At 49.4% G+C, this 1,049-nt stretch carries 2 protein-coding genes; both read left to right on the top strand.

Going from position 1 to position 1,049, the window contains the following annotated elements; translation table 11 throughout:
* On the top strand, positions 1-855 hold an 855-nt coding region (locus A3754_RS06620), incomplete at its 5' end, for a HupE/UreJ family protein (protein ID WP_197468524.1).
* Between the two features lie 10 nt (positions 856-865).
* Positions 866-1,049: DUF6488 family protein (locus A3754_RS06625; protein WP_231880518.1), on the top strand; the 184-nt coding region annotated here is incomplete at its 3' end.

The raw sequence follows: 1,049 nt of genomic DNA on the forward strand, positions 1-1,049 counted from the left end.
CATGGCATGTCAGCAGAGGATAAGGCGAGGGCGCTCAATGCCGGTTTCATGGAGTACATTGAGCTTGGAGCGATGCACATGGTCACAGGCTATGACCATTTACTGTTTCTGTTCGGCGTGGTGTTCTTTCTGACCCGCTTCAGTGACATTGTTCGTTTTATAACCGCGTTTTCCATTGGCCACTCGATTACTCTGGTGTTTGCCACCCTCTATAGTATTCAGGCGAATTACTACTTAGTGGATGCGGTTATCGCTCTGACTGTCTGCTATAAGGCGTTTGATAACCTTGGCGGTTTCAAGACTTATCTGAAGATGAAGTCACCAAACTTAATGTGGATGGTTTTCGCTTTCGGTCTTATTCACGGGTTTGGACTGTCGACGCGATTGCAGCAATTACCTCTGGCAGAAGATGGTTTGGTTTTTCGCATCCTGGCTTTCAATGTTGGCGTAGAGTTGGGGCAGATTGCTGCGCTGGCCATCATGTTGTTTTTATTGTCTGGTTGGCGCCGCATGGCATCGTTCAAACGCTTCAGTCAAGCGACCAATGGGCTGCTGATGGTGTTGGGGTTGCTGTTGCTGTTGATGCAGCTGCATGGATATCTACACTCAAGCAATCCTGATGAATTTCCGCTGAACAAGGATGATCACCAGCATACTCATGAAGACATGGGGGTTGCTAATTCTCCGCTGTCCGGGTACGAGAAGCGCTTTGATTTGGATGCAGAGGAAGTGTTAACGGTGAGGTTGAAACAGAGGGTCGTGAGCCGGAGGAGTTGCCAAACAGTGCCTCTAATCCTCACGCCCATGGTGACGGCGAAGCCCATGTACATTAATAAATTTGATCTGTTTTTATGAGGAAAATGTTATGAGATGGATGAAAACCTTGATGACGATGATGGCCTTGAGTTTTGCCTCGCCGGTGTTTTCTCACGGCGGAGGGCATGCCACGGTAACCGCCGATCAGGCGGAGGAAGTAGCCAGGTATGTGGCTGTCGAGCTCACCGAGGAAGATCGGGGTATGGGATTTGGCAAACTGGACGAAAGCTGGA

Source organism: Alcanivorax sp. HI0083 (assembly GCF_001635175.1).